The sequence below is a fragment of the Dokdonella sp. GW821-FHT11D02 genome, assembly GCF_058808595.1.
In genome coordinates this window covers 2,508,375-2,533,041 of sequence record NZ_CM179520.1, presented here as the reverse complement: position 1 = coordinate 2,533,041, position 24,667 = coordinate 2,508,375, and the positions used below count along the sequence as shown (strand labels likewise).

General features: G+C 65.8%; 23 protein-coding genes. 13 read left to right on the top strand and 10 right to left on the bottom strand.

Annotated elements, in window-relative coordinates; all coding sequences use genetic code 11:
• Window positions 1–4: 4 nt before the first annotated feature.
• Window positions 5–1,552, bottom strand: a complete 1,548-nt coding sequence (locus AC3QL3_RS10685) for a DUF4331 domain-containing protein (protein ID WP_492898808.1) — start codon at window positions 1,550–1,552, stop codon at window positions 5–7.
• Window positions 1,553–1,908: 356 nt separating this feature from the next.
• On the opposite strand from AC3QL3_RS10685, the gene AC3QL3_RS10680 reads away from it, so the two are divergent.
• The gene (locus AC3QL3_RS10680) at window positions 1,909–2,484 is read left to right on the top strand and encodes a lipocalin family protein (RefSeq protein WP_492898806.1); all 576 of its coding nucleotides are present in this window, start codon (window positions 1,909–1,911) and stop codon (window positions 2,482–2,484) included.
• A gap of 125 nt (window positions 2,485–2,609) precedes the next feature.
• On the opposite strand, the gene AC3QL3_RS10675 is transcribed toward AC3QL3_RS10680, so the two are convergent.
• The gene (locus tag AC3QL3_RS10675; protein WP_492898804.1) at window positions 2,610–3,290 is read right to left on the bottom strand and encodes a ChrR family anti-sigma-E factor; all 681 of its coding nucleotides are present in this window, start codon (window positions 3,288–3,290) and stop codon (window positions 2,610–2,612) included.
• Entirely contained in the window at window positions 3,287–3,913 is a 627-nt protein-coding gene (locus AC3QL3_RS10670) for a sigma-70 family RNA polymerase sigma factor (protein ID WP_492898802.1), read from the bottom strand. The genes AC3QL3_RS10675 and AC3QL3_RS10670 overlap by 4 nt, the downstream gene beginning before the upstream one ends.
• Window positions 3,914–4,054: 141 nt before the next feature.
• On the opposite strand from AC3QL3_RS10670, the gene AC3QL3_RS10665 reads away from it, so the two are divergent.
• The 7 genes from AC3QL3_RS10665 to AC3QL3_RS10635 are packed head-to-tail and all read left to right on the top strand — an operon-like array spanning window position 4,055 to window position 10,803.
• Complete coding sequence (locus AC3QL3_RS10665) at window positions 4,055–5,020, top strand: acyl-CoA desaturase (protein WP_492898800.1); 966 nt, start codon at window positions 4,055–4,057, stop codon at window positions 5,018–5,020.
• Window position 5,021: 1 nt separating this feature from the next.
• Window positions 5,022–6,302: an NAD(P)/FAD-dependent oxidoreductase gene (locus AC3QL3_RS10660; RefSeq protein ID WP_492898798.1), complete on the top strand. Its 1,281-nt coding sequence runs from the start codon at window positions 5,022–5,024 to the stop codon at window positions 6,300–6,302.
• The gene (locus AC3QL3_RS10655) at window positions 6,299–7,075 is read left to right on the top strand and encodes a DUF1365 domain-containing protein (protein WP_492898796.1); all 777 of its coding nucleotides are present in this window, start codon (window positions 6,299–6,301) and stop codon (window positions 7,073–7,075) included. The genes AC3QL3_RS10660 and AC3QL3_RS10655 overlap by 4 nt, the downstream gene beginning before the upstream one ends.
• On the top strand, window positions 7,072–8,337 hold the full coding sequence (locus tag AC3QL3_RS10650; RefSeq protein WP_492898794.1) for a class I SAM-dependent methyltransferase: 1,266 nt from the start codon (window positions 7,072–7,074) through the stop codon (window positions 8,335–8,337). The genes AC3QL3_RS10655 and AC3QL3_RS10650 overlap by 4 nt, the downstream gene beginning before the upstream one ends.
• Window positions 8,334–8,867, top strand: a complete 534-nt coding sequence (locus AC3QL3_RS10645; RefSeq protein ID WP_492898792.1) for a DUF2878 domain-containing protein — start codon at window positions 8,334–8,336, stop codon at window positions 8,865–8,867. Before AC3QL3_RS10650 ends, AC3QL3_RS10645 begins: the two co-directional genes overlap by 4 nt.
• Entirely contained in the window at window positions 8,864–9,661 is a 798-nt protein-coding gene (locus AC3QL3_RS10640) for a DUF1295 domain-containing protein (protein ID WP_492898790.1), read from the top strand. Before AC3QL3_RS10645 ends, AC3QL3_RS10640 begins: the two co-directional genes overlap by 4 nt.
• Window positions 9,658–10,803: an SAM-dependent methyltransferase gene (locus AC3QL3_RS10635; RefSeq protein ID WP_492898788.1), complete on the top strand. Its 1,146-nt coding sequence runs from the start codon at window positions 9,658–9,660 to the stop codon at window positions 10,801–10,803. The genes AC3QL3_RS10640 and AC3QL3_RS10635 overlap by 4 nt, the downstream gene beginning before the upstream one ends.
• A gap of 20 nt (window positions 10,804–10,823) precedes the next feature.
• Here the strand turns inward: AC3QL3_RS10635 and AC3QL3_RS10630 are convergent, their stop codons facing one another.
• Window positions 10,824–11,813 carry a hypothetical protein gene (locus AC3QL3_RS10630; protein ID WP_492898786.1) on the bottom strand — a complete coding sequence of 330 codons (990 nt, stop codon included), beginning with the start codon at window positions 11,811–11,813 and terminating at the stop codon, window positions 10,824–10,826.
• 224 nt (window positions 11,814–12,037) lie between these two features.
• On the opposite strand from AC3QL3_RS10630, the gene AC3QL3_RS10625 reads away from it, so the two are divergent.
• Both AC3QL3_RS10625 and AC3QL3_RS10620 read left to right on the top strand, forming a co-directional pair.
• Window positions 12,038–13,570 carry a PAS domain S-box protein gene (locus AC3QL3_RS10625; protein ID WP_492898784.1) on the top strand — a complete coding sequence of 511 codons (1,533 nt, stop codon included), beginning with the start codon at window positions 12,038–12,040 and terminating at the stop codon, window positions 13,568–13,570.
• Between the two features lie 100 nt (window positions 13,571–13,670).
• Complete coding sequence (locus AC3QL3_RS10620) at window positions 13,671–13,853, top strand: CsbD family protein (RefSeq protein ID WP_492898782.1); 183 nt, start codon at window positions 13,671–13,673, stop codon at window positions 13,851–13,853.
• 139 nt (window positions 13,854–13,992) lie between these two features.
• Here the strand turns inward: AC3QL3_RS10620 and AC3QL3_RS10615 are convergent, their stop codons facing one another.
• Window positions 13,993–16,593: a prealbumin-like fold domain-containing protein gene (locus tag AC3QL3_RS10615; protein WP_492898780.1), complete on the bottom strand. Its 2,601-nt coding sequence runs from the start codon at window positions 16,591–16,593 to the stop codon at window positions 13,993–13,995.
• Window positions 16,594–17,175: 582 nt separating this feature from the next.
• Between AC3QL3_RS10615 and nadC the strand changes: the two genes are divergently transcribed.
• Window positions 17,176–18,033, top strand: a complete 858-nt coding sequence (gene nadC / locus AC3QL3_RS10610) for a carboxylating nicotinate-nucleotide diphosphorylase (RefSeq protein WP_492898778.1) — start codon at window positions 17,176–17,178, stop codon at window positions 18,031–18,033.
• 102 nt (window positions 18,034–18,135) lie between these two features.
• Here the strand turns inward: nadC and AC3QL3_RS10605 are convergent, their stop codons facing one another.
• Complete coding sequence (locus tag AC3QL3_RS10605; protein WP_492898776.1) at window positions 18,136–18,291, bottom strand: hypothetical protein; 156 nt, start codon at window positions 18,289–18,291, stop codon at window positions 18,136–18,138.
• An 80-nt stretch (window positions 18,292–18,371) separates the two neighbouring features.
• Here AC3QL3_RS10605 and AC3QL3_RS10600 point away from each other — a divergent pair, with 80 nt between their 5' ends.
• Window positions 18,372–18,959: a YdeI/OmpD-associated family protein gene (locus AC3QL3_RS10600; RefSeq protein ID WP_492898774.1), complete on the top strand. Its 588-nt coding sequence runs from the start codon at window positions 18,372–18,374 to the stop codon at window positions 18,957–18,959.
• Window positions 18,960–19,051: 92 nt separating this feature from the next.
• On the opposite strand, the gene AC3QL3_RS10595 is transcribed toward AC3QL3_RS10600, so the two are convergent.
• Window positions 19,052–20,944, bottom strand: a complete 1,893-nt coding sequence (locus tag AC3QL3_RS10595) for a hypothetical protein (protein WP_492898772.1) — start codon at window positions 20,942–20,944, stop codon at window positions 19,052–19,054.
• Between AC3QL3_RS10595 and AC3QL3_RS10590 the strand changes: the two genes are divergently transcribed.
• A complete protein-coding gene (locus AC3QL3_RS10590) occupies window positions 20,943–21,221 on the top strand; it encodes a hypothetical protein (protein WP_492898770.1) in 279 nt (92 codons plus the stop codon). The genes AC3QL3_RS10595 and AC3QL3_RS10590 overlap by 2 nt on opposite strands.
• Here the strand turns inward: AC3QL3_RS10590 and AC3QL3_RS10585 are convergent.
• Genes AC3QL3_RS10585 through AC3QL3_RS10575 form a run of 3 tightly spaced genes read right to left on the bottom strand, consistent with a single transcriptional unit; the run spans window position 21,218 to window position 24,442 of the window.
• Window positions 21,218–22,849: a hypothetical protein gene (locus AC3QL3_RS10585; RefSeq protein ID WP_492898768.1), complete on the bottom strand. Its 1,632-nt coding sequence runs from the start codon at window positions 22,847–22,849 to the stop codon at window positions 21,218–21,220. The genes AC3QL3_RS10590 and AC3QL3_RS10585 overlap by 4 nt on opposite strands.
• Window positions 22,779–23,837: a serine/threonine-protein kinase gene (locus tag AC3QL3_RS10580; RefSeq protein WP_492898766.1), complete on the bottom strand. Its 1,059-nt coding sequence runs from the start codon at window positions 23,835–23,837 to the stop codon at window positions 22,779–22,781. Before AC3QL3_RS10580 ends, AC3QL3_RS10585 begins: the two co-directional genes overlap by 71 nt.
• On the bottom strand, window positions 23,834–24,442 hold the full coding sequence (locus AC3QL3_RS10575) for an ECF-type sigma factor (protein ID WP_492898764.1): 609 nt from the start codon (window positions 24,440–24,442) through the stop codon (window positions 23,834–23,836). Before AC3QL3_RS10575 ends, AC3QL3_RS10580 begins: the two co-directional genes overlap by 4 nt.
• Between the last annotated feature and the right edge of the window lie 225 nt (window positions 24,443–24,667).

The window sequence follows — 24,667 nt, the reverse complement described above, 5'->3', positions numbered from 1 at the left end:
CGAGTTACGGCGTGGCGGGATTGGGAGACAGACCGTTGTTGCCGTTCGGCGAACCCGGCAGTGGCGTCGTCAGATACGGAAATCTCGCGTCGAACTGGCTGTCTTCGACCAATACCCCGTCGGTGTAAGGAAGCACCGCGCTGCCTGGCTTGTTGCTGCTCGGCGGCAGCAGATACCCCATCGCGACGCGCAGCTCGATGTCGACGACGTCATCGCCGGGGCGGCGGCCATTGGGAAATCCGGCCGGGTCGCAGCCCGGATTGCTGAGCGTCAACGCTCCATCGACGAAGCAAGCCGCTGCACCGAGGCTGTTCTGACTGCCCTTCGGCGTCACAGGCAGCGCCGTGTTGAGCCGGATCATTTCCGATGCGACGACGTTCTTGGGCTGGTTCACGCTCGGTACGCCGGTCAGGAACGCAGCAACGAGGTCCACGCGCGGAAATACCGTCGGTGCCTTCACGCCCTCCGCGCCGAACAGCACTTCGAGCAGTGCGGGCAAGGTCGGATTGGTGACATAGGTGGCGAATTGCGCGTCGTCTTTCGGTTCGCTGGCATTGAACGTGTCCTTGTCCTTGAGGCCGATGACGATTTCATTGACCAGCGGCATACCCAGGCGGGACACCTGCACCAGGTTGCGATCGAGGATCAGCTGGCGCAGCGGCTCGTTGCTGACCAGCCGCGATCGCGGCAGGCTTGATGTGCTCCACACGCCGATCACGGGATCACCGCTGGTGACACAGGCGATCGGCAGTTCCAATGCGATCGCGGTGACGTTCTTGCCCGCCGTCGCGTTGGTCGATCCGGAACGGCTGCCGAGCACGCGCGCGGCCGGGATGTTCACCAGATCGAAGATTTCGCCAAGATTGACCCCGAACCCTTCCTTGCGCTGTCCGACGAACACTTTGCCCGGCGACGAACAGCCTGGGATGGTCGTCGAGAAAATGTGCGCCGCGGCATAGCCGGCATAATCCGCGATCGATTTATTGCCCAGATTGTCGATTGGTTTGGCGAACTTGGTCGTGCCGTCGGCTGCGTTGACCAACATGCCGGCGACACCGCCGGGTTGCCGGCGCGGACCCTTGATTTCGGTCACCGTGTAGGTTTCTTCGTCGTTGCGCGCCGAGGCATCGCCGGCACTGATCGCGCCGGCATTGCGCAACGGGATGGCGACGTTCTGGCCGCCGACGTTCAGTTCGATGTTCTTGAGTTGGTACTGGAACTTGAACTGGAACGTCAGATCTTCGCGTGCGTCGCCGTTGTTGTCGATGTGGATCTCATAGATGCCGTCGGGATCCATGGTGAAGTAGTTCGGTCCGCCGAACGGATCCTGCAGCGGATCGTAGTTGGCGACGATGGTGATGAAGTCGGCGCGGCCCGGCTCGTAGCTGCGGAACGCATAGACGTCCGTACCGTCCATCTTCGGATACTGCGTAATGGCCGGTGCCTCGCGATGGCTGGAGGCAGCGGCCGGTAGCGCCGCGATACCGAAACAGCCGGCGAGCGTCGCCGCGAAAGCGGCGCGTAGCGAATTTCCGAGGGAATGCTGTCGCATGTCGCTTTCCTTGGTCGAAGAAGAACGGTTTGGTGGGATGGCGCGATGAACGGTACGGACGCGAGGGCGATCCGGATGCAGTGGCTGCGCAAATATTTACGGCGAGTTGTCGAGCTGCGTGTCGCGCCGCTGTGCTTTGCTCGAGCGAGTGCCGGCTGAGGGCGCCCATTCAGGATGGGCGCGGCCGGCGCTGACGATGAAGGAGCGCTGCGCGTTCGCAGACGGGAGCGCTATTCGTTGGACTATGCGATTCGCACTGGCATCGACTCGGCCGGATCCATGCGCATCCGATCGCGACCGGCGGCCGTATATCGAATCATCGCCCGCTCGAAACATCCCTGATGGAGCCCGACGCCATGAAGCCGACGCGTGTGCCGCTCGTACTCGCTCTGTCGTTCGCCTCGAGTTGGAACGGCGCCTGGGGCGCTGCGCCGATCGAACCGGTGCGCGATGTGGATTTGCCGCGCTTCATGGGGCGTTGGTATGTGATCGCCTCGATTCCGACTCGCTACGAACGCGGTGGGCACAATCCGGTGGAAACCTACGTTCGTAACGCGGACGGCACCATCTGCACGTCGTTCCGCCATCGCCCGGGCAGCTTCGAGGCGCCGGTGAAGTTGCTGCATTCCACCGCCAAAGTGCTGCCCGACAGCGGCAACGGCGAATGGCGGGTTCGCCTGTTCGCTGTTCTGAGCATGCAATATCTGGTTGGCTGGCTGAAGCCCGACTACAGCCAGACCTTGGTGGTGCGAGACGCGCGCGACTACCTCTGGTATATGGCGCGCTCGGCCGAAGTCTCCGAAGCCGACTATCAGGCCATGCTCGAGCGCGCCAAGGTCTTGGGTTACGACGTCAACCGCATCGAGAAGTCGCCGCAACGTTGGCCTGAAACCGCAGCGGACAGCGAGACATTCACGGGCGAATGTTCGTGACGTAGCGAAGCCCCCTCTTCTGCCTGCGGCCGCAGGCAGTCGCCGATCCGCTCCCACCGATAGACGATTCGAGACCGTCGACGGCCATCCCGCTCTCGTATGCCGCGCGAGCCCGCGCGCGATTCCTACAGTCCGACCAACGGCTGAAATGCACGCGCCAGCCAGCTAGGAAACCGCAGCCGCGCATTCAACGCGGCGACGCAGATACAAGGCACGCCGGGCGAAGTGACCGGCTGGTGCTCGGTCTCGCTGTCGAGGTCCGCCATATCCCCAGCGGCGAAATGGCCGAGGCTGTCGTCGTAGGCGCCCTTGAGGATCTGGGTCAGCTCGACTCCGCCGTGGCTGTGCAGAGGCATGCTCTTGCCAGGCGCGATCTTCAGCAGAATCAGGGTGTCTCCGCTGGTGCGCGCGGCGCGGATCATGTGCACGCCCGGCGCCATCCAGCGCCAGCGCAGCCCACTCCACGAAGAACCGAAGTAGGAGTGCAGCGACCGCGGCAGTCGATCCGGGTCGGCCGCGTCTTCGGCATGCCTGGGCGCCAGCGACGTCACGAGCTCGACCGTCGGCACTTCTTGCAAACGGCTCAGCATGTCGGCGCGCAAACGCGCGGCGCTGGCTAGATCCGCTTCGGTCGGCTGCTGCTGTTTCAACAACGCACCGCCGATACGCTCGGCCTCGGCGAGTCGGCTGCGGCAGTCCCGACATACCTCGAAATGGGTGGCGGCGACGGCGGCCATCTCGGGCGACAAAGCGCCCGCGGCATAGCTGAGCAAGGTGGCCTGGTCGAGGTGATGGCGCGGTGTCATGCCGTCCCCCTCACGCTGCGCTGCAGCCGGAGAAATGCGCGACGCAAGCTGGATTTAACCGTGCCCAGCGGCATGTGAAGCTCGTCAGCGATTTCCTGGTGCGATTTGGCTTCGAAGTACGACATGCGGATCAGGCGCGCCTGCACCGCCGGCAGGCGCTCGATGCGAGATTGACATTCGGCGTGGTCGGCGTGGCTTTCCGCCGATGAAAAGACATCCTCTTCGATTTCCGACACCCGGTCCAGATCGTCCTGGACTGGGCCCCAGTCCGGTTCCCGGCGCACGCGATCGATGTGCAGGTTGCGTGCGATGCGGAACAACCAGGTGGACAGGCTGCTGCGCGCGTCGTCGTAGATCTCGGCGCGCTGCCAGAGCCGAAGCAGCGCCTCCTGCGCCAGTTCCTCGGCCACCGCCTCGGGCGAACCGAGGCCGCGCAGATACAGGCGCACGCGCGGCATGAAATGGTCGTAGATGCGCATGAAACTGTCGCGATCTCGCTTGCGCGAAACGGCGCTCATCTGGCCGGACCAGTAGCTCGCGTCATCTTTTCCTGGCGATTGACCGGTTGCCATGGCTCTCGCGATATCGGATGGCCACCGTTTCACGCGGCTGATGTTGCTCATGGTAGGACAGAACGAGGCTGCACTGGGCGGATTGCACCAGCCGATACGGCGAACCGCGACGCTTGGATGCATTTTTCGGCGGACCGCATCTATTTGCCTCTGACACACGTAAGTGTCTCAGTCACGCCCTCGATCGCCGCCATGCCCGACTTCGACCCATCTGCTGCCGCGTCGCGCGGCATCACGCCGCGCCTTCGCCGCAGCGTGCATCGATGGTTCGACGCAGCCGGCGCGCAGGCCGACCTCGACGTCGCGTCAGCCGACCGCATCGATTGGGTACGTGCCGTCCCGTTCTTCGCCATGCACTTCGCATGTATAGGGGTGCTGTGGGTGGGTGTGTCTCCGGTCGCGTTGATCACGGCGTCGGCGCTGTATGCGCTGCGCATGTTCGCGCTGACCGGCTTCTATCACCGCTACTTCTCGCACAAGACCTTCCGCACCTCGCGCGGTGTGCAGTTCGCTTTTGCACTGATCGGAGCGGCGTGTGTGCAACGCGGTCCGCTGTGGTGGGCCGCGCACCATCGTGCGCATCACCGTCACGCGGACACGTCGTTGGACCCGCATTCCCCGGGCGTACGCGGCTTCCTGTGGAGCCACATGGGCTGGTTCCTGACCGCGCGCGCGTTCCGCACCGACCTCGAACGCGTCCGTGACCTGGCGGTGTACCCGGAGTTGCGCTGGCTCGATCGCTACGACATCGTCGTGCCGGTCTTGCTGACCGTCTCGCTGTACGCCCTTGGCGCCGTGCTGCAACAGCTGGCACCCGAGCTGCGCACCAGCGGCGCGCAGCTGCTGGTGTGGGGATTTTTCGTCTCCACGGTCGCGCTGTTTCATGCGACGGTGACGATCAACTCGCTCGCGCATCGCTACGGATCGCGCCGCTACGCGACACGCGACGACAGCCGCAACAATTTGTGGCTCGCCCTGCTCACCTTCGGCGAAGGCTGGCACAACAATCACCACTTCTTTCCCGGCAGCGCGCGCCAGGGATTTCGCTGGTGGGAAATCGACCTGACCTGGTACGGGCTAAAGCTGATGGAGCGACTGGGTTGGGTGCACGACTTGAAACCGGTGCCGGCCTGGGTTCACGCGAAGGCGGCGCCCTGACATGCGCATCGCCGTGATCGGATCGGGCATCGCCGGCTCGGCTTCCGCCTGGCTGCTCTCGCGCGAGCACGAGGTGACGTTGTACGAGGCGAATGACTATCTCGGCGGCCACACGCACACGCACGACATCGAGCGCGACGGTCGCCGCTACGCGATCGACACCGGCTTCATCGTGCACAACCGCGCGCACTATCCGCTGCTCACGCGGTTCTTCGACGAGCTCGCCGTCGCCACGCAGCCGACCACGATGAGCTTCTCCGTGCAGAACCAAGCGACCGGCCTGGAATACAACGCGACCTCGCTGGACGCACTCTTCTGTCAACGGCGCAACCTGCTGTCGCCGCGCTTCCTCGGCATGTTGCGCGATGTGTTCCGCTTCTACCGCGAGGCGCCGGCGTTACTGGACTGCGAAGACGACGGTCCGACACTCGGCGAATACCTGGCCGAGAAACGCTACGGCGCTGCGTTTCGCGACGATCATCTGGTACCGATGGCGTCCGCGCTGTGGTCGTCGTCGCCGCGGCAGATTCTGGCGTTTCCGGCCGCCTATCTGGTGCAGTTCATGGCCAATCACCAGATGTTGCAGGCGAGTGGCCGGCCCGAGTGGCGCGTGGTTTGCGGTGGCTCGGCCAGTTACGTGAGCGCGTTGAGCCGCCGTTGGAGAGTGCGCGAACGCCGGCGCTGCCCCGTCTATGCGGTTCGTCGCGACGCAGCGGGGGTCACCCTCGACAGCGTCGCAGGTCAAGACCGCTTCGATCACGTCGTGCTCGCCTGCCACAGCGATCAGGCGCTGGCTCTGCTGGCCGAGCCCAGTGAGCGAGAGCGCGCCATCCTCGGCTCGATTCCGTATCAGGTCAACGATGTGATCCTGCACACCGATGCGCGCTTGCTGCCGACGCGGCGCAAGGCTTGGGCCGCATGGAACGCCTTCATGCCGCGCGCGTCCGACACACCTTGCACGGTGAGTTACTGCATGAACTTGCTCCAGGGTATCGCTTCGCCCGATCCCTTCGTCGTCACGCTCAATCGCAGCGAGGCGATCGATCCGGCCAAGATTCTGCGACGCATCCGCTATCAGCATCCGTTGCACACGCACGCGGCGGTGGCCGCGCGCCGGCGCAAGGCCGAAATTCAAGGAACCGCTCGCGTCTGGTTCGCCGGCGCCTATTGGGGATGGGGTTTTCACGAGGACGGCATGCGCAGCGCGGTGGAGGTGGCGCACGCGCTCGGCGTGCACTGGGAGCGAACCCGCGCTCCTGTCGCGACGGACATTGCAGCGTGAACACGGCGCTGCGCAGTGCGGTGTACGAAGGAACGGTGTGGCATCGGCGCCACCTTCCTACCTCGCACGCGTTCTCCTACCGCCTGGCTCAGTTGTATCTCGATCTCGACGAGGTCGATCGCGTTTTCGAGGCCCGCTGGTTGTGGTCGAACGGTCGCCGCAATCTCGCGCAATTCCGCCGCAGCGACTATCTCGCGCCGAGCGAGGTGCCGCTGGCCGAAGCGGTACGGCGGCGAGTGCAGCAGGCGATCGGCCGCCGCCCGCTCGGCCCGATCCGCCTGCTCGCGCACTTGCGTTACGCCGGTTTCGTATTCAACCCGGTGAGCTTCTACTACTGCTACGCCGAGGACGGCGACACGCTGGATTGCATCGTCGCCGAGATCACCAACACGCCCTGGCGCGAACGCCACGCTTACGTGCTCACGCGAGAAGCCGCTCGCGTGTCCGGCTCGCTCTTGCGCTGGGACTTCCCGAAGGCGTTTCACGTCTCGCCGTTCATGTCGATGGAGCGCCGCTACGACTGGCGTTTCAGCGTGCCGCACGAAGACCTGCACGTGCACATGAACGTGCTGGACGGCAGCCGCCGCGAATTCGACGCGCACATCCGCATGCGCCGTCTGCCGCTGAGCGGCGCTTCGCTCGCGCGCGTGCTGTGGCGCTATCCGTTGATGACTGCTCAAGTCGTCGGTTCGATTTACTGGAACGCGCTGCAGCTGTGGCGAAAGCGAACGCCTTTCCACAGCCATCCACGACTCACGAGGAATCCACCTTGAACGCCATCGTCCAGCACGACCGATCCGCTTCCCTCGCCGGCTTGGATCGTCTGCTGCGCCAGCGATTGCTGGCGCGGCTGGCCGAGTTCGGAGGCGGCCGGCTGACAGTGCGAGACGCTCTTGCTACGCAACGGTTCGGAACGCCCACCGAGCAATGGACGGACCTCAGCGTAGACCTCGAGGTACTCGACCCGGACTTCTATCGCGCCGTCGCCACCAATGGCAGCGTCGGCGCCGGCGAGGCCTACATGGACGGCCAATGGCGTTGCGACGACTTGGTCGGGCTGATCCGCCTGCTGCTGCGCAACCGCGATCTGCTCGATCGCATGGAAACCGGATTGGCGCGGGTCGGCGGCCTGGCGATGCGCGTCCTGCATTCACTGCGCCGGAACACGCGACGCGGCAGCCGGCGCAATATCGCGGCGCACTACGATCTCGGCAATGAATTCTTCGGGCTGTTCTTGTCGCCCGACCTGATGTACTCCTCGGCTTGCTGGGCCGACGAAGACGACACGCTGGAGGCGGCTTCCGAGCGCAAGCTCGACCGGATTTGCCGCAAGCTCGCGCTGAAGCCGAGCGATCGCCTGATCGAAATCGGCACCGGCTGGGGCGGCTTCGCCCTGTATGCGGCCGCCCACTACGGTTGCCACGTCATTACGGCGACGATTTCCCAGGAGCAATACGTGCTGGCGCGCGAACGTGTCGCCGCCGCCGGGCTCGACGATCGCATCGAGGTGCTGCTGCGCGACTACCGCGATCTCGAAGGCCGCTTCGACAAACTCGTGTCGATCGAGATGATCGAGGCGATCGGTGCCGATCATCTCGATACGTATTTTCGCCAGCTCGGTCGCTTGCTGAAGCCGGACGGCCTCGCGCTGTTGCAGGCCATCACGATCGAGGACCATCGCTACGCACGCGCCGTGCGTTCGGTGGATTTCATCAAGCGCCACGTATTTCCCGGCTGCTTCATCCCCTCCATCAACGCGATGCTGACGGCGAAGACGCGCAGCAGTGACCTCGCTTTGATTTCGCAGGAAGATCTCGGCGACTCCTATGCGCGTACGCTGCACGCTTGGCGCGAGCGCTTCATGGCGCAACTGCCGGCCGTGCGCCGGCAAGGCTTCGACGACCGCTTCATTCGCCTGTGGGAGTTCTACCTGGCGTACTGCGAAGGCGGCTTCCGCGAACGTTCGATCGGAGTCTCGCAACTGCTGTTGGCACGTCCGCAGTGGCGGCACGAACGACGGACCGCCGCTGCATGAGCTTCTGGCTGATCCTGCTCGCCTATCAGGCCGTGTGGTTCCTCGCGGTCGCCGGTGCCGGCCGTGGATCGTGGTGGCCCGGAGTCGCCGCCGCTTTCGTGTTCGTGGCCGCGCGCGCCGCGACCTCTTCGCATCGTCGCGCGGAACTGCACCTTGCCGCCGCCGCTTTGGCGATCGGCTTCGGCTTGGAATGCTGGTGGGTGCGCTCGGGCCTGCTGAGCTACGCGGTTGCGTGGCCCTTGGCCGAAGCGCCGGCGTGGCTGATGGCCTTGTGGCTGGCGTTCGCGTTCACCGTGATACCGCTGTTCGGTTATTTGAGAACACGTCCGGTTCTGGCTGCGGTGCTCGGCGCGATTGGCGGCCCTTTGGCGTATCTCGGCGCCGCGCGTGGCTGGCAGGTGGTGCGCTTCCCCACTCCACTGTGGCCAAGTCTGCTCGCGCTGGCGGCCGGCTGGGCGGTCGCGTTGACGCTGCTGACCTCGTTGGCCCGACACGGACTGCGCACCGACGCCGCGCGGAGTTCTCCATGAGTCCATGGTCGGCACTGTTGCTGGTTGGCTTGCTCGCGATGCCGATGATGTTGCTCGGCTGGCTGTGGCAGCGACGTCAAGCCAACGCCGGAATCGTCGATGTGCTGTGGGCGTGCGGCCTCGCCGGCGCAGCCGTGCTACTGGCGCTGCTCGGTACAGGAGCCTTTCCGATACGCATCACTCTCGGCGTCCTCGGCGGATTGTGGGGCGCGCGCCTCGCTCGGCATTTGTGGCGACGCGTGCGGAGTGAGCCAGAGGACGGCCGCTATCGGGCGCTGCGTGAACACTGGCGCGGCGATCAGCGCAAGCTGCTCGCGTTCTTCCTGCTGCAAGCCGTGTCGATTCCGCTGTTCGCGTTGCCGTTCCTCGCCGTCGCCACGAACCGGGCGAGTTCGCCGGCGTGGCTGGTGCTCGGTGTCGCGGTCTGGCTGCTGGCGGTGATCGGCGAAGCGACCGCCGACCTCCAGCTTGTGCGTTTCCGCGCCGATCCGGCACAACACGGCCGCACCCTGCGCCACGGATTGTGGCGCTATTCCAGACACCCGAACTACTTCTTCGAATGGCTGCACTGGTTCGCCTACGTAGCACTCGCCGTCGGCTCGCCGTTGGCGTGGCTGGCTTGGTGCGGACCGCTGCTGATGTTCTTGTTTCTTCGATACGTCAGCGGTATTCCGTTCACCGAGGCGCAGGCGCTGCGCACGCGCGGTGAGGACTACCGCGCCTATCAGCGCAGCACGCCGATGCTGTTCCCATGGTTTCCCAAGCATGCCGACGACGCAAGGGTCGAACGATGACGACGACGAACGTGGAAGCCGAGGATCTCGTCGCCGACCATGCCGCGCCCGGCCTGCTCGGTCTCGCCGAGCGCGGACTCGTACCGGACGCGCTGATACGCCTGGGCATACGCCGTCTGTGTGCCGAGCGCTTGCGCGCCGAGCGTGTGGGTGGCGCTCGTGCGCAGGGTGAGCGCCAAACGCAACGTCTCCTAGCGCTGCAGCAGAGCGCCGTGGCGATCGAGACTGCGGCCGCGAACGCCCAGCACTACGAGTTGCCTCCTGCATTCTTCGAACACTGCCTGGGTCCGCGCTTGAAGTACTCGTGTTGCCACTACGCGCGCGGCGACGAGTCACTGGCCGAGGCGGAAATCGCGATGCTGACCCTGTACGCCGAACGTGCCGAACTGGCCGACGGGCAGCGCATCCTGGAACTCGGTTGTGGCTGGGGGTCGTTGACTTTGTGGATGGCGGAGCGCTACCCGAACGCGTGCATCACTGCGGTGTCCAACTCGAACAGCCAGCGCGGCTTCATCGAAGCGCGCTGCCGCGAACGCGGCCTGAGCAACGTGCTGGTGCTGACGCGCGACGTGAACTCTTTGGCCCTCGACCCCGCCAGCTTCGATCGCTGCGTCTCGGTCGAGATGTTCGAGCACATGCGCAACTACCGCACGCTGATGGCCCGCATCGCCCACTGGTTGGTACCGGGCGGCAAGCTGTTCGTACACATTTTCGCGCACCGCGACCTGCTGTATCCGTTCGAAACCGCCGGCGCCGGCAACTGGCTCGGACGGCATTTTTTCACCGGCGGACTGATGCCCGCAGCCGACACATTGCTGCATTTCCAGCAGGCACTCGAAATCGAACAGCGCTGGCTGGTCGACGGGACGCACTACGAGAAGACCGCCAATCAGTGGCTGCAACGGCAAGACAGCCAGCGCGATCGGGTGATGGCCGTGCTACGAGAAGCGTACGGCGAAAGCGCTGCTCTGTGGTTTCAGCGCTGGCGCATCTTCTGGATGTCTTGCGCCGAGTTGTTCGGCTATGCGCAGGGTCAAGAGTGGTTCGTCGCGCACTATCGCTTCGAGCGTCGGAGCGATCACGTGCCTTACAGCGCACCGTGCACATTGCACGGTGCGCATGACGTGTCAGGTGAGAACTGAGATAGCGGGATGCCTACGTTTCAAGCCGCCGTGACTTCAGCGTCTAGAGCATACGCGGCCGGTCGATGGCGATAACCCAAATGGCCGGCGGCCGCAGCGATCAAACCACCGAGCAGCAGGACGATGAGCGTGCTCCACGCCGCCTTGGAGATCTGATCGGCGGAAACTTGAGCGACTTCACGAGCCTTACGCTCCGCTTGCGCCTTGAGTTGCTCGTACTTGGCCATGGCGTTGGCGTAGGTCTGCGCGTAGCGATCTACCGTAGCGCGAGCCTGCTCCGGTGTCTGGTCGGTGCGGGCAGCGATCAGGTTCGCGAGCGCCTCCTTGTCGGCCGCATTGAGGGCGGTTTCGCCGCGTGCACGTACGGTATTGAACCAATCGGTCAACGCCTGGCCCGCGGCCTGCGGATCGCGCGCGGCTGCATCGGCGGTCGCCGCAGCATCGTTGGCGTCGCGCTGTGCCTGGTCTTTCAAGCGAGCGGGATCGAGTTCGGCCTTACCGGTCTGACGTAGAGCAGTATCCAGTTCGCGCTTGAGGCTGTCCCAGTCCAACTCGACACCGTTCTCGCGCAGCCGGTCTTTGATGCCGGAGGCAACTTCGGGCGCGGCGGCGGCGACGCCCTGCCCCACCACGCTCAAGCCCTGGCCCGCGGCCCCTGCAACCGTGCCCGTCACGCTGCTGACGACCGACGCAAGCAGCCAAACCGCCATCAGCGTGGTTAGCGACCAAGACAAGACTCCGTGCAAAGCGCCTTGAGCGAGGGTTGAGCGACCCGCGACGTAGGCACCGGCAAAGATCGACAGCAGGGTCGTCGCGCTCAGCCAAAGGCCGGTTCCTGCAGCAAATCCGGACAAGGGATGCGCATCGTGCATTGGGTCGATCGCCGATGCGCCGATCGCCGTGCCGAGCACGCTCAAGATCAGGTAGACGATCAGTGAAATCAGTCCACCGGCGAACACGGCTCCCCAAGAAATGTGTGTGGAGCGTACGCGTGCGACATAAGTATTCATGGCGAACCTCGCGAGAAGAATGCTGGAGACGGCGATCGTCGCGGCCCATCCGTGCCGACTCCTGGGTGGTGTCGCGAGCCGCCGATCGAGGGGCGGTAGTATGCTCACCGCGCCGCTCGCGCTCGCCGCGCAAATGCACCTCTTTCGATGGTGCATTCGCTTCATTCGGTGATGAACTCTCCTACGCATCCTAGGCAGACCACTCAGGCTCTGGGCACCGGCCAATGAACGATCTCGTCCTGCAACGCCAGACAGACCGGCAGCAGCTGCAACACATCATCCGTGGCCTCAGTGATGGGGTGATTCTGGTCGAGCCCGATCAACGGATCGTCTGGGCCAACGACGCGGCCTTGCAGATGCACGGGGTCGACAGCGTAGAAGCGCTCGGCACGAGCGTCGCCGAGTATCGCCGACGCTTCGAGCTGCGCTACCGCAATCATCACCGGCTGGACGAAGGCAGCTATCCCATCGACCGAGTCATCGCGGGCGAGGTTTTCACCGATGTCGTGGTCGAGGTCACGCCGATCGGCGACGAAGAGAATCGCTGGGTGCACCGCGTGCGCAGCCTGGTGCTCACGGACACCAATGGAGCTCCCGACTGCCTGGTATTGATCCTTGCCGACGCCACCGATTGGGCGAGCGCAGAGCAGCGCTTCGAGAAGACGTTCAACGCCAACCCGTCGCCAGCGGTGATCTGTCGCCTCAGCGATTTGCGCTACATCAAGGTCAATGTCGGATTTCTGGAGATGACCGGCTACGAGCGCGATCAAGTGATCGGCCACTCGGTTTACGAATTGGATGTGCTGGAGCGCGCGCAGAACAAAGATCTCGCCGTCGAGCGGCTGGCACAGGGCACGACGATTCCGCAAATGGAAGCCGAGCTCGGCCTGCCTGATGGGAGCACCAAGTTGGTGATCGTCGCCGGTCAGCCGATCGAAGTCGGCGAAGAGGCGTGCATGCTGTTCACCTTCATGGACCTGGAGCCGCGACGCAAAGCCGAAATCGCCCTGCGACAAAGCGAAGAGCGTTTCGCCAAGGCTTTCAAGATGACCCCCGTACCAACGCTGGTGTGCAGCGCCGACCATCTGCGCGTACTCGAAGCCAATGACGCGTTCTTTGCCGCCACTGGCCGCGGCCTGGAGGAAGTGACCGGCAAGGCATTGGAAGAATCGGGCGTATTCGACGACGTCCGTGATGCCGAGGAGGCGGCCGCCACCCTGCTCAAACGCGGCAACCTGCAGAACGAGGAGTATGTGATCGCGCACAAGGACGGCAGCACGTTGGATTGTCTGGTGTCGGCCGAGGCCGTCACCATCCACGGCGCCGACTGCTACTTGATGGTGCTGCTGGACATCAGCAACCGGAAGCGCGCCGAACTCGAGCTGGTGACGGCGATCGAGACCGTGATGCAGGATGCATCGTGGTTCAGCCAGACTCTTATCGAGAAGTTGGCCAATGTCCGTCGAACCCGTGCACCCCACGAGCGGCATGTCGCGTTGGCCGAGTTGACCGCGCGCGAGCGCGACGTATTGGGATTGCTCTGCGAAGGCATGGCCGACAAGGAAATTGCGGCGAGCCTCGGGCTGGCACCCAACACGGTGCGCAACCACGTCGCCGCGCTGTACTCCAAGCTGGATGTCCACAGCCGCAGCGAGGCGATTGTGTGGGCACGCGAACGCGGCTTCTTCGGCCGAGCGACGGACAAGCCCGCGCCGCGCCCGCGGTCGCGCAAGGACCGGCGTAAACGCACTAGCTGACTTAGTTCATTTTCAGCTGTTGCGACTCACCTGCGTTTCCTACAGTCGCAACCGATCCGGACGCGGTTGCTCCGGACGTTCGACTCTCATGAGGTGTTTCATGGACAAGAATCGTATCGAAGGCGTTGCGAAACAGGTCAAAGGTTCGGTCAAGGAAGCGATCGGCAAGATGACCGGCGACACCAAGACGGAACTGGAAGGTGTCGCCGAAAAGAACATCGGCAAGGCCCAGGCCAAAGCCGGCGAGCTGGCGGACAAGGCTCGTTCAAAGCTGGACAAGTGACGATCTAGGTCGGACTCCGGGGCGATCGTCCCTCGCAGGCGATCGCTCTGGATTCTGTACTCCGCTGGACATAACGGCGGAGGCAGAAGCGAACGAGCCGTTCAGGAGGAATGCTCGTTCGCGTTGGCGTCCCGGCAACTTAGTCCTTCTCCGCCTCCCCCGCCTCGCTTCTCAGCAATGCTTCTTCTGACGCCCTGCTCATCCTGGCGGGCCCGACGCGTGAGAAATGCCTTGCGGCCAAGGCGCTCACCGCCAGCAACATGAGCACCAGCATCCAGCGTGCGTTTATTGGCGTCGGTGCCGGCGTATTGACCGGCGTGTTGACCGACGTGGTGAGCATCGCGCAGTGGTTCGGCGCCGCGGCGCTGTCCGTGCAGGTGTTCGGGTTCGGCGGGGTGCCGCCGTTGAACGGATCACCGCCACCGCCCACCGAAGCGTGATTGACCGCGCTCGGCACGGCAGCGGCACCCACCGTCACCGGCAGGCTGATCGCCGAGCTCGCTCCCGGCGACAAGTTCAGCGTCGTAGCGCTCGTGCAGGTCACCGTCGTGCCGCCGTTCGCCGTGCAGCTCCAGCCGTTGCTCGTGGTTGGGTCGGACGCCAGCGTGATGCCCGCCGGCAACGTGTCCAGCACGCTCGCGGCGCCGCTCGTCGGCGCCGTGCCGCTGTTGCCCACCGTCAACGTGTACGCGGCGCTTTGGGCCACGATGAACGATGTCGGCGTGGCCGACTTGGTTACGTTCAAGCTCGGCGCGCCCATCGGCGTCGTCGAGGTTGCGCTGTTGTTGCCAAGCGTCGGGTCCGGTGTGCTACTCGTCGTCGTCGCCGTGTTCGCGAGATTGCCCGCGAACCCCGCCGCGAGCGCACCTGAGACCGTGAACGTGCGCGTCGCATTCACCGCCAGCGTGCCGAACGTGCAGTTCACCGTCTGGTTCGTCGGCAGGCACGATGCGCCGTCCGGGCCGCCCACCGTCACCGGCGTCACCGCGGCTGGCACCGCATCCGCCACGGTGACGTTCACCGCCGGGTCCGGGCCGTTGTTGGTCACCGTGATCGTCCACGTCACGTTCTGGCCCGGCACCGCCGGGTTCGGCGTCGCCTGCGATTTGGTGATCGCAAGATCCGCAGATTGGGCTCGATTGGTGAAGGTGCAGGTGATCGGCCCGGCAGTATTGGTGGCCGCGGCATCGAGCAGGACGCTGCCGCCCGTGCTGCCGTTGACGGTCGCGGTTGCGGTACCCCCGCTGCCCATTCCGGTGCAGGCAACATTGCTGAGGGCGGTGTTGGCGGCCGCGGCCTCGGTGATGGTCGTCGCGGTGCCGGCGGCGAGCAAGGTCTGGGTGGTGCCGCTGACCGGCGTGCCCACGGTGGCGGCCGTGGTGGTGATGGTGTGCGCCTGAATTCCGTTGTCGCCGCTGAACTGGAAGGTGCCGGTCGCATCGGTCGTCTGGCTAGTCTTGCGCACGATCAGCTGCGGGCAGGCTACGGTGAAGCTGGCGCTGGCCGTGTTGTTGCTCGGGTCGATGTCCAAAAGACCATCGGGGGCGGAAAAATCCGCGGTGGCGGCGTTGTTCACGGTGCCGCCGCAGGTGGCCGTGGTTGCCACCGTGCCGGTGATGGTGAAAGTGAGTTGACCGGCGGCCGCCAAGGTGTAGCCCCCGGTGATCGCCAGATTGCCCGTGCCGCTGGCGGCTGGGCAGGTGGATCCCGACGTGGCGGTGCAGGTCCAAGTGGCGTTGGCCAGCTCCGCGGGGAACGTGTCGGTGATGTCCGGCGCATTGGCGGCGTCGATGGGCGGCGACTGATCGCCGGGGTCGGTCGGATTGGTGTCGTTATTGCGCACTGCGACCGTGTAGCTGACCGGCTGGCCGCGCAGCACCGTGGCCGCCGATACCGTTTTCGTCACCACGATGTCGGCGGGCGTGGACACCAGCGCATTGCGTACTTCGTGGATGTTGGTTGAGCTGAGCGCCGAAGCGGCGAAGCCCAGGCGCAAGGTCGCGGGAGCGGTATAGGGGAAATTCAACGCATCTAGAAATGTCGACAGGGTGCCGCCTGTGGGGCCCAACAGCACCGTGACGCGATACCCGCCTGAGCCATTGGGTACCAGGAGCATGCGTACACGTCGGCTTGTGGGCCGGGCGGCAGCGTTGGGTGAATCCAAATCGGTCACCGCAGCCATCCCTACGAGCGGATTGGGGCCGGTCGGAGCCGGAACATCTGCCGGCCCGCGCACCACCACCTGGTCGGGAGTCGTGCCGGGGCTACCGGAGTGGCAAAAGTTCACCCCAGTGTTGCTCCCCGAGAAATCGCCGAACTCATCCAGGCCCACGCCTAGGTAGCCGCCTGCTCCGTTGCAATAGCCCAAAGCACCGCCGATGCCCGCGCCGGCCATGTTCTGAGTGGCGTCGTACAAGAACATCGACAGGCCATCCGCTCCGCTGCCGCCCCAGCTGACGTAGTCGAACTCCGCCACGACACCCATGGCAGAGGTGAACGAGCCGTCTTGATAAAGCGCGCGCCCCTGTTGGTTCGTCGAGTTGGTGGTCAACCGCAACCAGCCGCTGCCTATGGCGTCATCGATACCCACCGGAATCGCCCCGTAGCCGCCGGTGAGGATGCCACTGTCGTTGGTGCCGGCGTTGTTGGTGCCCGTGATCGTCCAGCCGGGCTCGGTGTTATTGGTGAAGGGGGAGTTCACCTTGAACTGCGCCTGCGCAGCCGGTCCGAGCAGTAGCATGCTCGATGCGAGCAAGCGCAGGCCAAGTCGACGGACTCGAGCCCTTTCCGGACTTTGGCCTGCGGGGACGATGCCGCAAACGCGGCTCTGCGGATCCAAGCCGCCAGGATGTCCGAAAGAGAGTGTCAGCCGATTCACAGATCCCCCTGGCATTTTCAGATGTTGGGATTGCGGCCCTGGAGACTGCGGGGAGCCGGTGATCACCGTTTCGTTTGCAGGCGTGGATAAATCCACTATTTCGGTGGGCGCTGTAACCCATAGCACAACCATCGCTGCCTGATACGTCTACTGCCACACAGTCGGAGCAGGCATTCGATTGACTACGAGTTCAGCGAGCAGCGCCGACGCATTCGATGCATTGCCGGGCCATCGACCGGGCCACAGCCCTCTCCCTCCTCGAATGGCAGCAAGCTGGTCCGCGAATCGCCGAGTTGCTTTGAGCGCCATGCGCGAGCGACCACACGAATTGGCACACCAACGCCGAGCAATGCCGCTCCCAGCTATCTCTCACGTTGGAAAATTGGGCGTTTCACAATGGGAGAACCCTTTCATCTTCCCCTCAATCCCCTAAGATCCACGCGTATGTCTTTCACCCTCCCCGGCTTTGACCTGGCTGCCTTTGTCACCGCCACGCTAGCCGAAGATCTCGGCATTGGCCTTCCCGGTGGCGGGCGCGACATCACCTCAGAGAGCGTCATCCCAGCGGACGCGCGTTTTGCCGGGGTGATGGACAGCCGCGAGGCGATCACCGTCGCAGGGCTACCTTTGGCCGCCGCCTTCTTCCGCCATCTCGACCCGGCGTGTGAGATCGAAATGCTTGTGCAGGATGGGCAAAGCGTCACTCCCGGGACCGCGCTGATGCGGATCGCCGGCAACGCCCGCGCCCTGCTCACCGCCGAGCGCAATGCTCTCAATACCGTCCAGCACCTCTCGGGCATCGCGACGATGACGCGCGCCTATGTCGATGCGATGCACGGCCGCGCCACGCTGCTCGACACCCGCAAGACCATTCCCGGCCTGCGCGTGCTGGAGAAATACGCGACGCGGATGGGCGGCGCGACCAACTACCGCATGGGTCTGTGGGATGCGGCGATGATCAAGGACAACCATGTCGCGGTGGCGGGCGGTGTCGGCCCAGCGGTGGCGCGGGCCAAGGCGGCGGGCGTCGAGCGGATCATCTGCGAGGTCGATCGGATCGACCAGATCGAGCCGGCGATCGTCGCTGGCGCCGCGCATATCCTGCTCGACAATATGGCGCCGGCGATGCTCGCCGAGGCCGTGGCGCTGGTGGCGGGCCGTGCGGCAACCGAAGCCAGCGGCGGCGTGCGGCTCGACAACATCGGCGCGATCGCTGCGAGCGGAGTGGATTACGTCTCAGTCGGGCGGCTGATGCAAAGCGCGCCTGCGGCGGATATCGGGCTGGATTTTGAGCTGGCGTGATGGGATTTATGCGAGGGCGCGTTTTCGATTGATGTCTGGGACGGCGTCTGCTCGCCAACCCTGCCGCGCTCGCTATTCTTGGCGCGATCCTTCCTCGCCTTCCTAGATCATCGAACCGATCGTGCCCTCGTCCAGGCCGCAGGTGGCAAGTGGATCCGCGAAACATTGGACTGCTTTCAGCGCGCCGGAAGAACGACCGTAGAACAACCGCGTCGCCACCAGGAAGCGGACGCTTCGCCATGCATCGGAAGCGGTCATCGTGCTTGTGCTGGAGCACACCCGCGGCTTGATAGAGTGTGACCACTCGCTCGCTCGCACGCGCCTGAACTGAACCACTTATGCGCAAGCTGCCTTCCCAAAATCTGCCGGAACCGCAGAGTTTTCGATCATCGAAAGAACTTCGCGCGTGGCTGACGAAGGAACACGCCCGAACCCCTGCTTTGCTCCTGCGAATCTACAAGAAAGACTCGGGTGTTCCATCGGTCACCTATGCCGATGCGCTCGACCAGGCGCTCTGTTTCGGTTGGATCGACGGGCAAAAGTGGCCGCTTGACGCGGACTCTTGGCTGCAAAAATTCACCCCGCGCAGGGCAAGAAGTCGTTGGTCCAAGATCAATACGGCGCATGTGGATCGGCTTGCCAGGGAGGATCAAATGACGCCGGCGGGCCTCAAGGAAGTAGAAGCCGCCAAAGCCGATGGGCGTTGGGCCGCTGCGTACGATTCGTCCACTAGCGCAACGGTGCCTCCGGAGTTCGTCGAGGAGCTGGCACGCAACGCCAAGGCGGAGCAGTTTTACGCGACGCTCAACAAGACCAATCTGTACGCGATTGCCTACCGACTGCAAACGGCAAAGCGCCCAGAGACCAAGATCAAGCGCATCAAGCTCATCATCGACATGCTCGCGCGCGGCGAGAAATTTCACTGACCGCCGAGGCCCGCGCCTCGAAGCACTGCATCAGCGGTGCTTCGTGTTCGCCGAGATACCGCCGGCCTTTGCCAGCGGCATCGCCGCGCGGCCTACCGCTTCCCGTCTCGTTCGAATCCGTCGGCAAAGATGCGATCCGCAGCGCTGCCGACCAGCACCCCGCCTCTCACCGTGGCCACGGCGAGTCGACCGTCGGGAAGCCGCGCCGATGCGGTGATCCAGTCCGCCGAGCCGGACCAGCTCGAGGTCCAGACGCGGCCATCGATGCTGCGATAGACGTTTCCGCTCGTTCCGGTCGCGACGAAGCCGTCGGCGTTAGCAGACAGGCCGACAATATCCGTCGGTGCCGCGTCGACGGGCGTCCACGAGATGCCATCGGTCGACACGACGAGCGTCGATACGTTGCCTGCCGGCCCGAACGCTTGGCCGAGCGCGACATAGGTGCCGTCGCGGTAGGCGATGTCGGTGAGATAGCTCGCGCTCGTGCCGGTAGCGCTTTCCGACCAGGTCGCCGCATCGGACGAAAAGAACACCGAGGTCGAGAAGCCGGCCGAAATTGCTACGAACTTGTCGCCGGCGAAGACAATGCGGCCGAGCGGCTGCGACAGCTCGACGGGTTGCGATCGCCAAGTCGAACCGTCGTCGTTGGAGATGAGCACCTCGGTCGCGTCGCCGTTGTACGCCGCGCTGGCGACGAAGAGACCGTTGCCGTACGCGACGCCGTACAGTCCGCTGACGGCGGCATCCACGGCGGAGAGATCGGCGCGCGTCCAGACGGCACCGTCAGTCGATGAGTACGCCATCGGCACGAAGGCGCCGTCGGCGGAACGGTTGGTCGTGCCCACTGCGACCCGGTGCGAAGCGCCGGATGCGAGGCCCGCGAATCCGCCGCCGGCGAAGTCGCCTTCCACGGTCAGCACCTTCGACCAGGTCGCGCCGTCGTCGAACGACGCGATCAGCGCGGCGCTGGAACCGTGGACGCTGTCGCCGGCGCCCGTCCCCGCGGCGATCAGCATGCCGTCCTCAGCGAGGATCGACGACAGCCGCCAGGCCGGCGATACCGGCGTGATCGCGCCAAAGCTCGACGCGCCGGTCCTGGCGTAGAGGCCGCCGCCCAAGTTGGGCAAGCCGAATACGGTGTCGCCTGCCTGCGCCAGCCGGACCAGCGGAATGCGGTCGACGAGCCCCTCGCCCGTCCAATCGAGGCCGTCCGCGGAGCTCATGACGGCCGCCTGCACGTCGAGCGCTTCGGGCGGATCGTTGAGGCCGGCGAGCGCGATGTAGCGTCCGCTGGCCGGGTCGAACGCGCCGGATTTGAAGTACACCGTATTGCCTTCGTGCGCTGCCGTGCTGCCGGCGCTCCAGCTCGATCCGTCGAGCGAGGTCAGGCTGAGGCTGTCGAAAGTGTCGCTCGTGGCGAACGCGACGAAGCGGCCGCCGGCATAGACGAAGCCGCGTCCGAACAGCACGCCGTCATGTCCTGCGAACGGACCGAGCGGCACCCGCGTCCACGTCGCGGCATCGACCGACGTCAACACCGCTGCGGACGAGGCGGCGCCGATCGGATCGATGTCGATCCATGCCGCATAGACGCCGTTGCCGAACGCGACGCCCTGCAAACTTGGACCGAAGACACCAGGCGTCAAGCCCGTGTCGACTCGTGTCCACGTCGCGCCGTCGGCGGAGGCGATCATCGTCAGTTCTCCACAAGCGACGAAGCCCGAGCTTCCGTGCGCGACGGAGCGCAAAAAGGTCGTGGTCGGCGTGCTCGAGCGCGTCCATTGGCGGCCGTCCGGCGATCGCCACACGGCACCGCCCTGCCCCACGGCGACGAAAACGCCGTCGCCGTAGGCGACCGCATCGAGCGCTTCGCCAGGACCGCCTGCGCGCACCAGCGACCATGCGCGACCGTCGTCGGAGTAGAGAATGCTGCCGCCGTTGCCGACGGCCACGTAGGCGCCGGCGCCGTGCGCGACCGCGCGCATGGCATTGCCGGTCGGCGCAGGAAGCTTCCAATCCCACGCGCCGGCCGACGCCCCCGCCGCGCCGAGCGACAAGACGAGCACTACGCAGGCGAGCGCACCCACAGTCCACTTCCGGCCCGGCGCCGGCAACTCTCGCATTCTCAAATACGCCACGATCGTCAATCTCCTCACGATGGAAAACGCGCACGGCGGGCTGCCGTCCGACTCGTCGGGAGAGACGCGTAAAACGTCGCGCGACGCGATCACTTCGAAAAAGAGCCGGAAGAATATCGGCTAAGGTGCTGTTTCTACGGGAGGCAGGCGCGCATGCAGCGCCGCCCAGCGCGCACTGAACTCGGGAAACCTCGCCGTGCCGGCGACGACGATCGGCTCGATCGCGGCCAGCTCCGCGCGTGCCTCGTCGATGCGGCCGCGCCGGATCGCGACATCGACGAATTCCAGTGCAACCCACGCCGCGCTCGGCCCATCGTCGCGCACGCGACCGGCGGCGCGGCGCAACGCGGTTTCGGCCGCGTCCCAGCGGCCGCCCTTCGCATACGCGCGCCCGAGACGGCCGTCGGCCGCGGCGATCTTGGCGCCGTACTCGCCCCAGATCGCGCGCGCCATCGAAGCGGCTTGCTCGAGATGCGCGATTGCCGCGTCGATGCGGCCGTCGGCGAGCTCGTACTCGGCGAGCTGGGTCAAGGCGCCGAAGCTGTCGAATTGCGCATGGCCGTGCAGGCTCGAGAACAGGCGCTCGACTTCGCTCGCGAGGACGATGGCGCCGGCGTTCGCGCCGCGGCGATGGAACGCCGCCGCGATCCACGCCAGCGTCGCCACCGGCACGAACGATCGCGGGCCGAGCAGATCGATCTGCTCGCCGTACACATGTTGCAGCTCGGCGAGCACCGAAGGCGTGGGCACGGCGGCGGTTTCGTCGCGGCAAGCGGCGACGGCAGCGGCCGCCCATAGCACGTCGGGATGCCGCGCCGGCAGCGCGGCGCGCAGGCGCGCCGACGCGCTGGTGGCGAGATCGCACGCCGCCGAATCGCGCTCGGCGAGCAGCAGCTGCGAGAGTTGGATTTCGATGCGCGAGAGCCGCGACGGATCGGCATGCGCCTGCTGCATCTGCGCCAGCAATGCCCGATAGGCGTCGATCGCTTCCCGTGCCGGCGCGAAATCCTCGAGTGCGCGCACGGCGGTATGTTGCGCGCCGATCCGCGCAGGCGGCGGACTGCCGAGCCGTTCGTGAAGAGCTAGCGCCTCCTCGGCCAGCGCGTGAGCCGCACGCGTATTGCCGGAGGCACCTTCGACGCGCGCACGTATCTCCAGCACGCTCGCCATCGCGGCGCTGCGCGCGAGGCCCGCGGCATCCAGCACGGCCGCGCCCGCGTCGAGCAAGCGCCGCGCGGCGCGATGGTCGCTGAGGGAAAGCTGCACGTCGGCGAGCGCCGTCATCAGTCCGACACGGATGTCCGCGGACAGGTCGGTGCGACCCACCAGGCTGCGCTCGGCGCTCGCGAGCACTTCGCCGACGCGCATGTCGCGCGTGAGCGCCGTGCCGGGGTCGGCGGTCTTGAACAGGTCGACCAGGAAGTGCGCGGTGGTGTCCGCGCGATCGCGGTCGTGCCGCGCGGCGTCGCGCTCTCGCTCGAGGTCGCGCGCCTGCAGCGCCAGCGCCGCGACCAGCGCCACGGCGGTCGCGAGCGCGAGCGCGCTCGCCGCGACGGCGATGCGATGGCGGCTGACGAAGCGGCGCACGCGGTACCAAGTCTGACCGCTGCGCGCCGACACCGGCCGGCGCTGGAGATGCGCGCGCACGTCGTCGGCGAGACGCTCGACCGAAGCGTAGCGCTCATCCGGCTTCTTGCGCAGCGCCTGCAGCACGATGTTGTCGAGATCGCCGGCGAGGGCCGCTGCCAGCACACGCGGCGTCGCGCAGCCGCGCAGCCGCGCAGCCGCGCACGGCGCCGCGTTGCGCGACGAGGCTCGGCGCCAGCGGCGGCGAGTCGAGGATGTGCTGCTCGAGCTGGCTCGGCGTCAGCTGCGCGAGATCGAAGATCCGCCGCCCGCACAGGAGCTCGTACAGCACGGTACCCAGCTGATACACGTCGCAGGTGACGCCGAGCCGTTCGCCCTTGATCTGCTCCGGCGCAGCGTTCACCGGCGAAAAGAATCGTTGCTGCGTGCGCGTCGCCGCACCGCGGTCGAGCGAGCGGGCGATGCCGAAATCGATCAGCTTGGGTACGCCTTCGGGCGTGACCAGGATGTTGTCGCCCTTGATGTCGCGATGCAGGACCAAGTTCGCATGCGCGAACTGCACCGCAGCGCAGACCTCGAGGAACATCGCGAGACGCGCGGCCACCGACAGCGCGGCGCCGTCGCAGTATTCGCCGAGCGCGACGCCGGGAACGTATTCCATCGCGTAGTACGGCGCGCCGTCGTCGGTGTCGCCCGCACCGAGGAAGCGCGCGATGTGGGTATGTTCGAGCGCGGCGAGGATCGCCCATTCGCGCTCGAATCGCGGACGCGTGCCGCTCGCCGCGAGCACCTTCACCGCTACCGGTGCGCCGTGTCCATCCTCGGCGAGGTAGACCACGCCCATCCCTCCCCGCCCGAGCTCGCGCCGCACCTCGTAGCGGCCGATGCGGCTGCCGGCCTTGTGCGACGGAGCCGCAGCGAGTTCGGCGACCATCGCGAGCAGCTCGCGGCGCGAGCGACCGGTATCGGCGCGATCGTGCTCGGTGAAGAGAAGCGACAGCTCGCCGCCGAGCGCGGCATCTTCGGCCGTCACGCGTGCGAGAAAGCGCGTGCGATCGCCGGTGGCGAGCAGGCAGCCGGCGTCGAACAGCGCGCGCAGCCTGGCGAAGCGGCTCGCGCCGTCGTCGCGCTGCGCGCTCGCCGGTGCGCTCACGGCGCACCGCCGGCGGAATGAAGCCGTGCATGCAGCCAGGCGCGCGCGAAGCGCCAATGGCGCACCACCGTCGCCGTGCTCAGCTCGAGGGCTGCCGCGATCTCCTCGTTGCTCATGCCGCCGAAGTAACGCGCCTCGACGATTTCGGCGGCGAGCGGGTCGTGTTCCGAAAGCGCTTTGAGCGCGGCGTCGAGGGCGAGGCCGTCGACGATATCCATCGATGCGGCGAACTCGGTGCCCTCGCCGTCTCCCTCCGGTAGCGTCATGCGCAGATCGCGATCACGTTTCGCCGCGCTGCGGTAGCGCAGAACGTCGACCACGACGCGGCGCAGGACGCGCGCGAACAGCGCGAGGAAGTGCGCGCGATTTCGCAATGGCGTCGACTGCTCGACGAATCTCAAATACGTCTCGTGCACCAGCTCAGTCGCGCGTAAGGTGAGGCGGCCGAGCGCGAGTTCGCGCCGAGCCAGCGCGCGCAGCATGGGATAGAGCAGCGCGATCAGACGCTGCTCGGCATCCGGATCTCCTGCGCGCCAGCGGCCGAGCAGACGCGTGACTTCGTGCGACGGGCTGCCGGCCGCTGCGTTCGGGGGAATCGGAAGCATCGTTGACGTCTCGGTCGACATGGGAGGCTGAAGAGCCTGCAACGTTGGAGAGCACCTGTCCCGCGCCGCAGCCGTCCGCTCGGGACGCAGCCGAGTGGCGAAACGTTTCGCGGTCTCGCCACTATCGCGCCGCAGGCTGCGCTGCGGGGCTCGGCGGCGTGGCCTTGCATTGCTGGCGTCGCTACCCGGTCGCCGCGAGGTGGCAACGAGTCTGGCGCTGCCGGT

Excerpts from the sequence above, each read along its gene's own strand:
- AC3QL3_RS10575 (WP_492898764.1), bottom strand. The coding sequence starts at position 24,442 with ATGCTTCCGATTCCCCCGAACGCAGCGGCCGGCAGCCCGTCGCACGAA.
- AC3QL3_RS10630 (WP_492898786.1), bottom strand. The coding sequence starts at position 11,813 with ATGAATACTTATGTCGCACGCGTACGCTCCACACACATTTCTTGGGGA.
- AC3QL3_RS10620 (WP_492898782.1), top strand. The coding sequence starts at position 13,671 with ATGGACAAGAATCGTATCGAAGGCGTTGCGAAACAGGTCAAAGGTTCG.
- AC3QL3_RS10665 (WP_492898800.1), top strand. The coding sequence starts at position 4,055 with ATGCCCGACTTCGACCCATCTGCTGCCGCGTCGCGCGGCATCACGCCG.
- AC3QL3_RS10635 (WP_492898788.1), top strand. The coding sequence starts at position 9,658 with ATGACGACGACGAACGTGGAAGCCGAGGATCTCGTCGCCGACCATGCC.
- AC3QL3_RS10615 (WP_492898780.1), bottom strand. The coding sequence starts at position 16,593 with ATGCTACTGCTCGGACCGGCTGCGCAGGCGCAGTTCAAGGTGAACTCC.
- AC3QL3_RS10675 (WP_492898804.1), bottom strand. The coding sequence starts at position 3,290 with ATGACACCGCGCCATCACCTCGACCAGGCCACCTTGCTCAGCTATGCC.
- AC3QL3_RS10625 (WP_492898784.1), top strand. The coding sequence starts at position 12,038 with ATGAACGATCTCGTCCTGCAACGCCAGACAGACCGGCAGCAGCTGCAA.
- AC3QL3_RS10590 (WP_492898770.1), top strand. The coding sequence starts at position 20,943 with ATGGCATTGCCGGTCGGCGCAGGAAGCTTCCAATCCCACGCGCCGGCC.
- nadC (WP_492898778.1), top strand. The coding sequence starts at position 17,176 with ATGTCTTTCACCCTCCCCGGCTTTGACCTGGCTGCCTTTGTCACCGCC.
- AC3QL3_RS10595 (WP_492898772.1), bottom strand. The coding sequence starts at position 20,944 with ATGCGCGCGGTCGCGCACGGCGCCGGCGCCTACGTGGCCGTCGGCAAC.
- AC3QL3_RS10605 (WP_492898776.1), bottom strand. The coding sequence starts at position 18,291 with ATGACCGCTTCCGATGCATGGCGAAGCGTCCGCTTCCTGGTGGCGACG.
- AC3QL3_RS10685 (WP_492898808.1), bottom strand. The coding sequence starts at position 1,552 with ATGCGACAGCATTCCCTCGGAAATTCGCTACGCGCCGCTTTCGCGGCG.
- AC3QL3_RS10680 (WP_492898806.1), top strand. The coding sequence starts at position 1,909 with ATGAAGCCGACGCGTGTGCCGCTCGTACTCGCTCTGTCGTTCGCCTCG.
- AC3QL3_RS10660 (WP_492898798.1), top strand. The coding sequence starts at position 5,022 with ATGCGCATCGCCGTGATCGGATCGGGCATCGCCGGCTCGGCTTCCGCC.
- AC3QL3_RS10640 (WP_492898790.1), top strand. The coding sequence starts at position 8,864 with ATGAGTCCATGGTCGGCACTGTTGCTGGTTGGCTTGCTCGCGATGCCG.
- AC3QL3_RS10645 (WP_492898792.1), top strand. The coding sequence starts at position 8,334 with ATGAGCTTCTGGCTGATCCTGCTCGCCTATCAGGCCGTGTGGTTCCTC.
- AC3QL3_RS10600 (WP_492898774.1), top strand. The coding sequence starts at position 18,372 with ATGCGCAAGCTGCCTTCCCAAAATCTGCCGGAACCGCAGAGTTTTCGA.
- AC3QL3_RS10670 (WP_492898802.1), bottom strand. The coding sequence starts at position 3,913 with ATGAGCAACATCAGCCGCGTGAAACGGTGGCCATCCGATATCGCGAGA.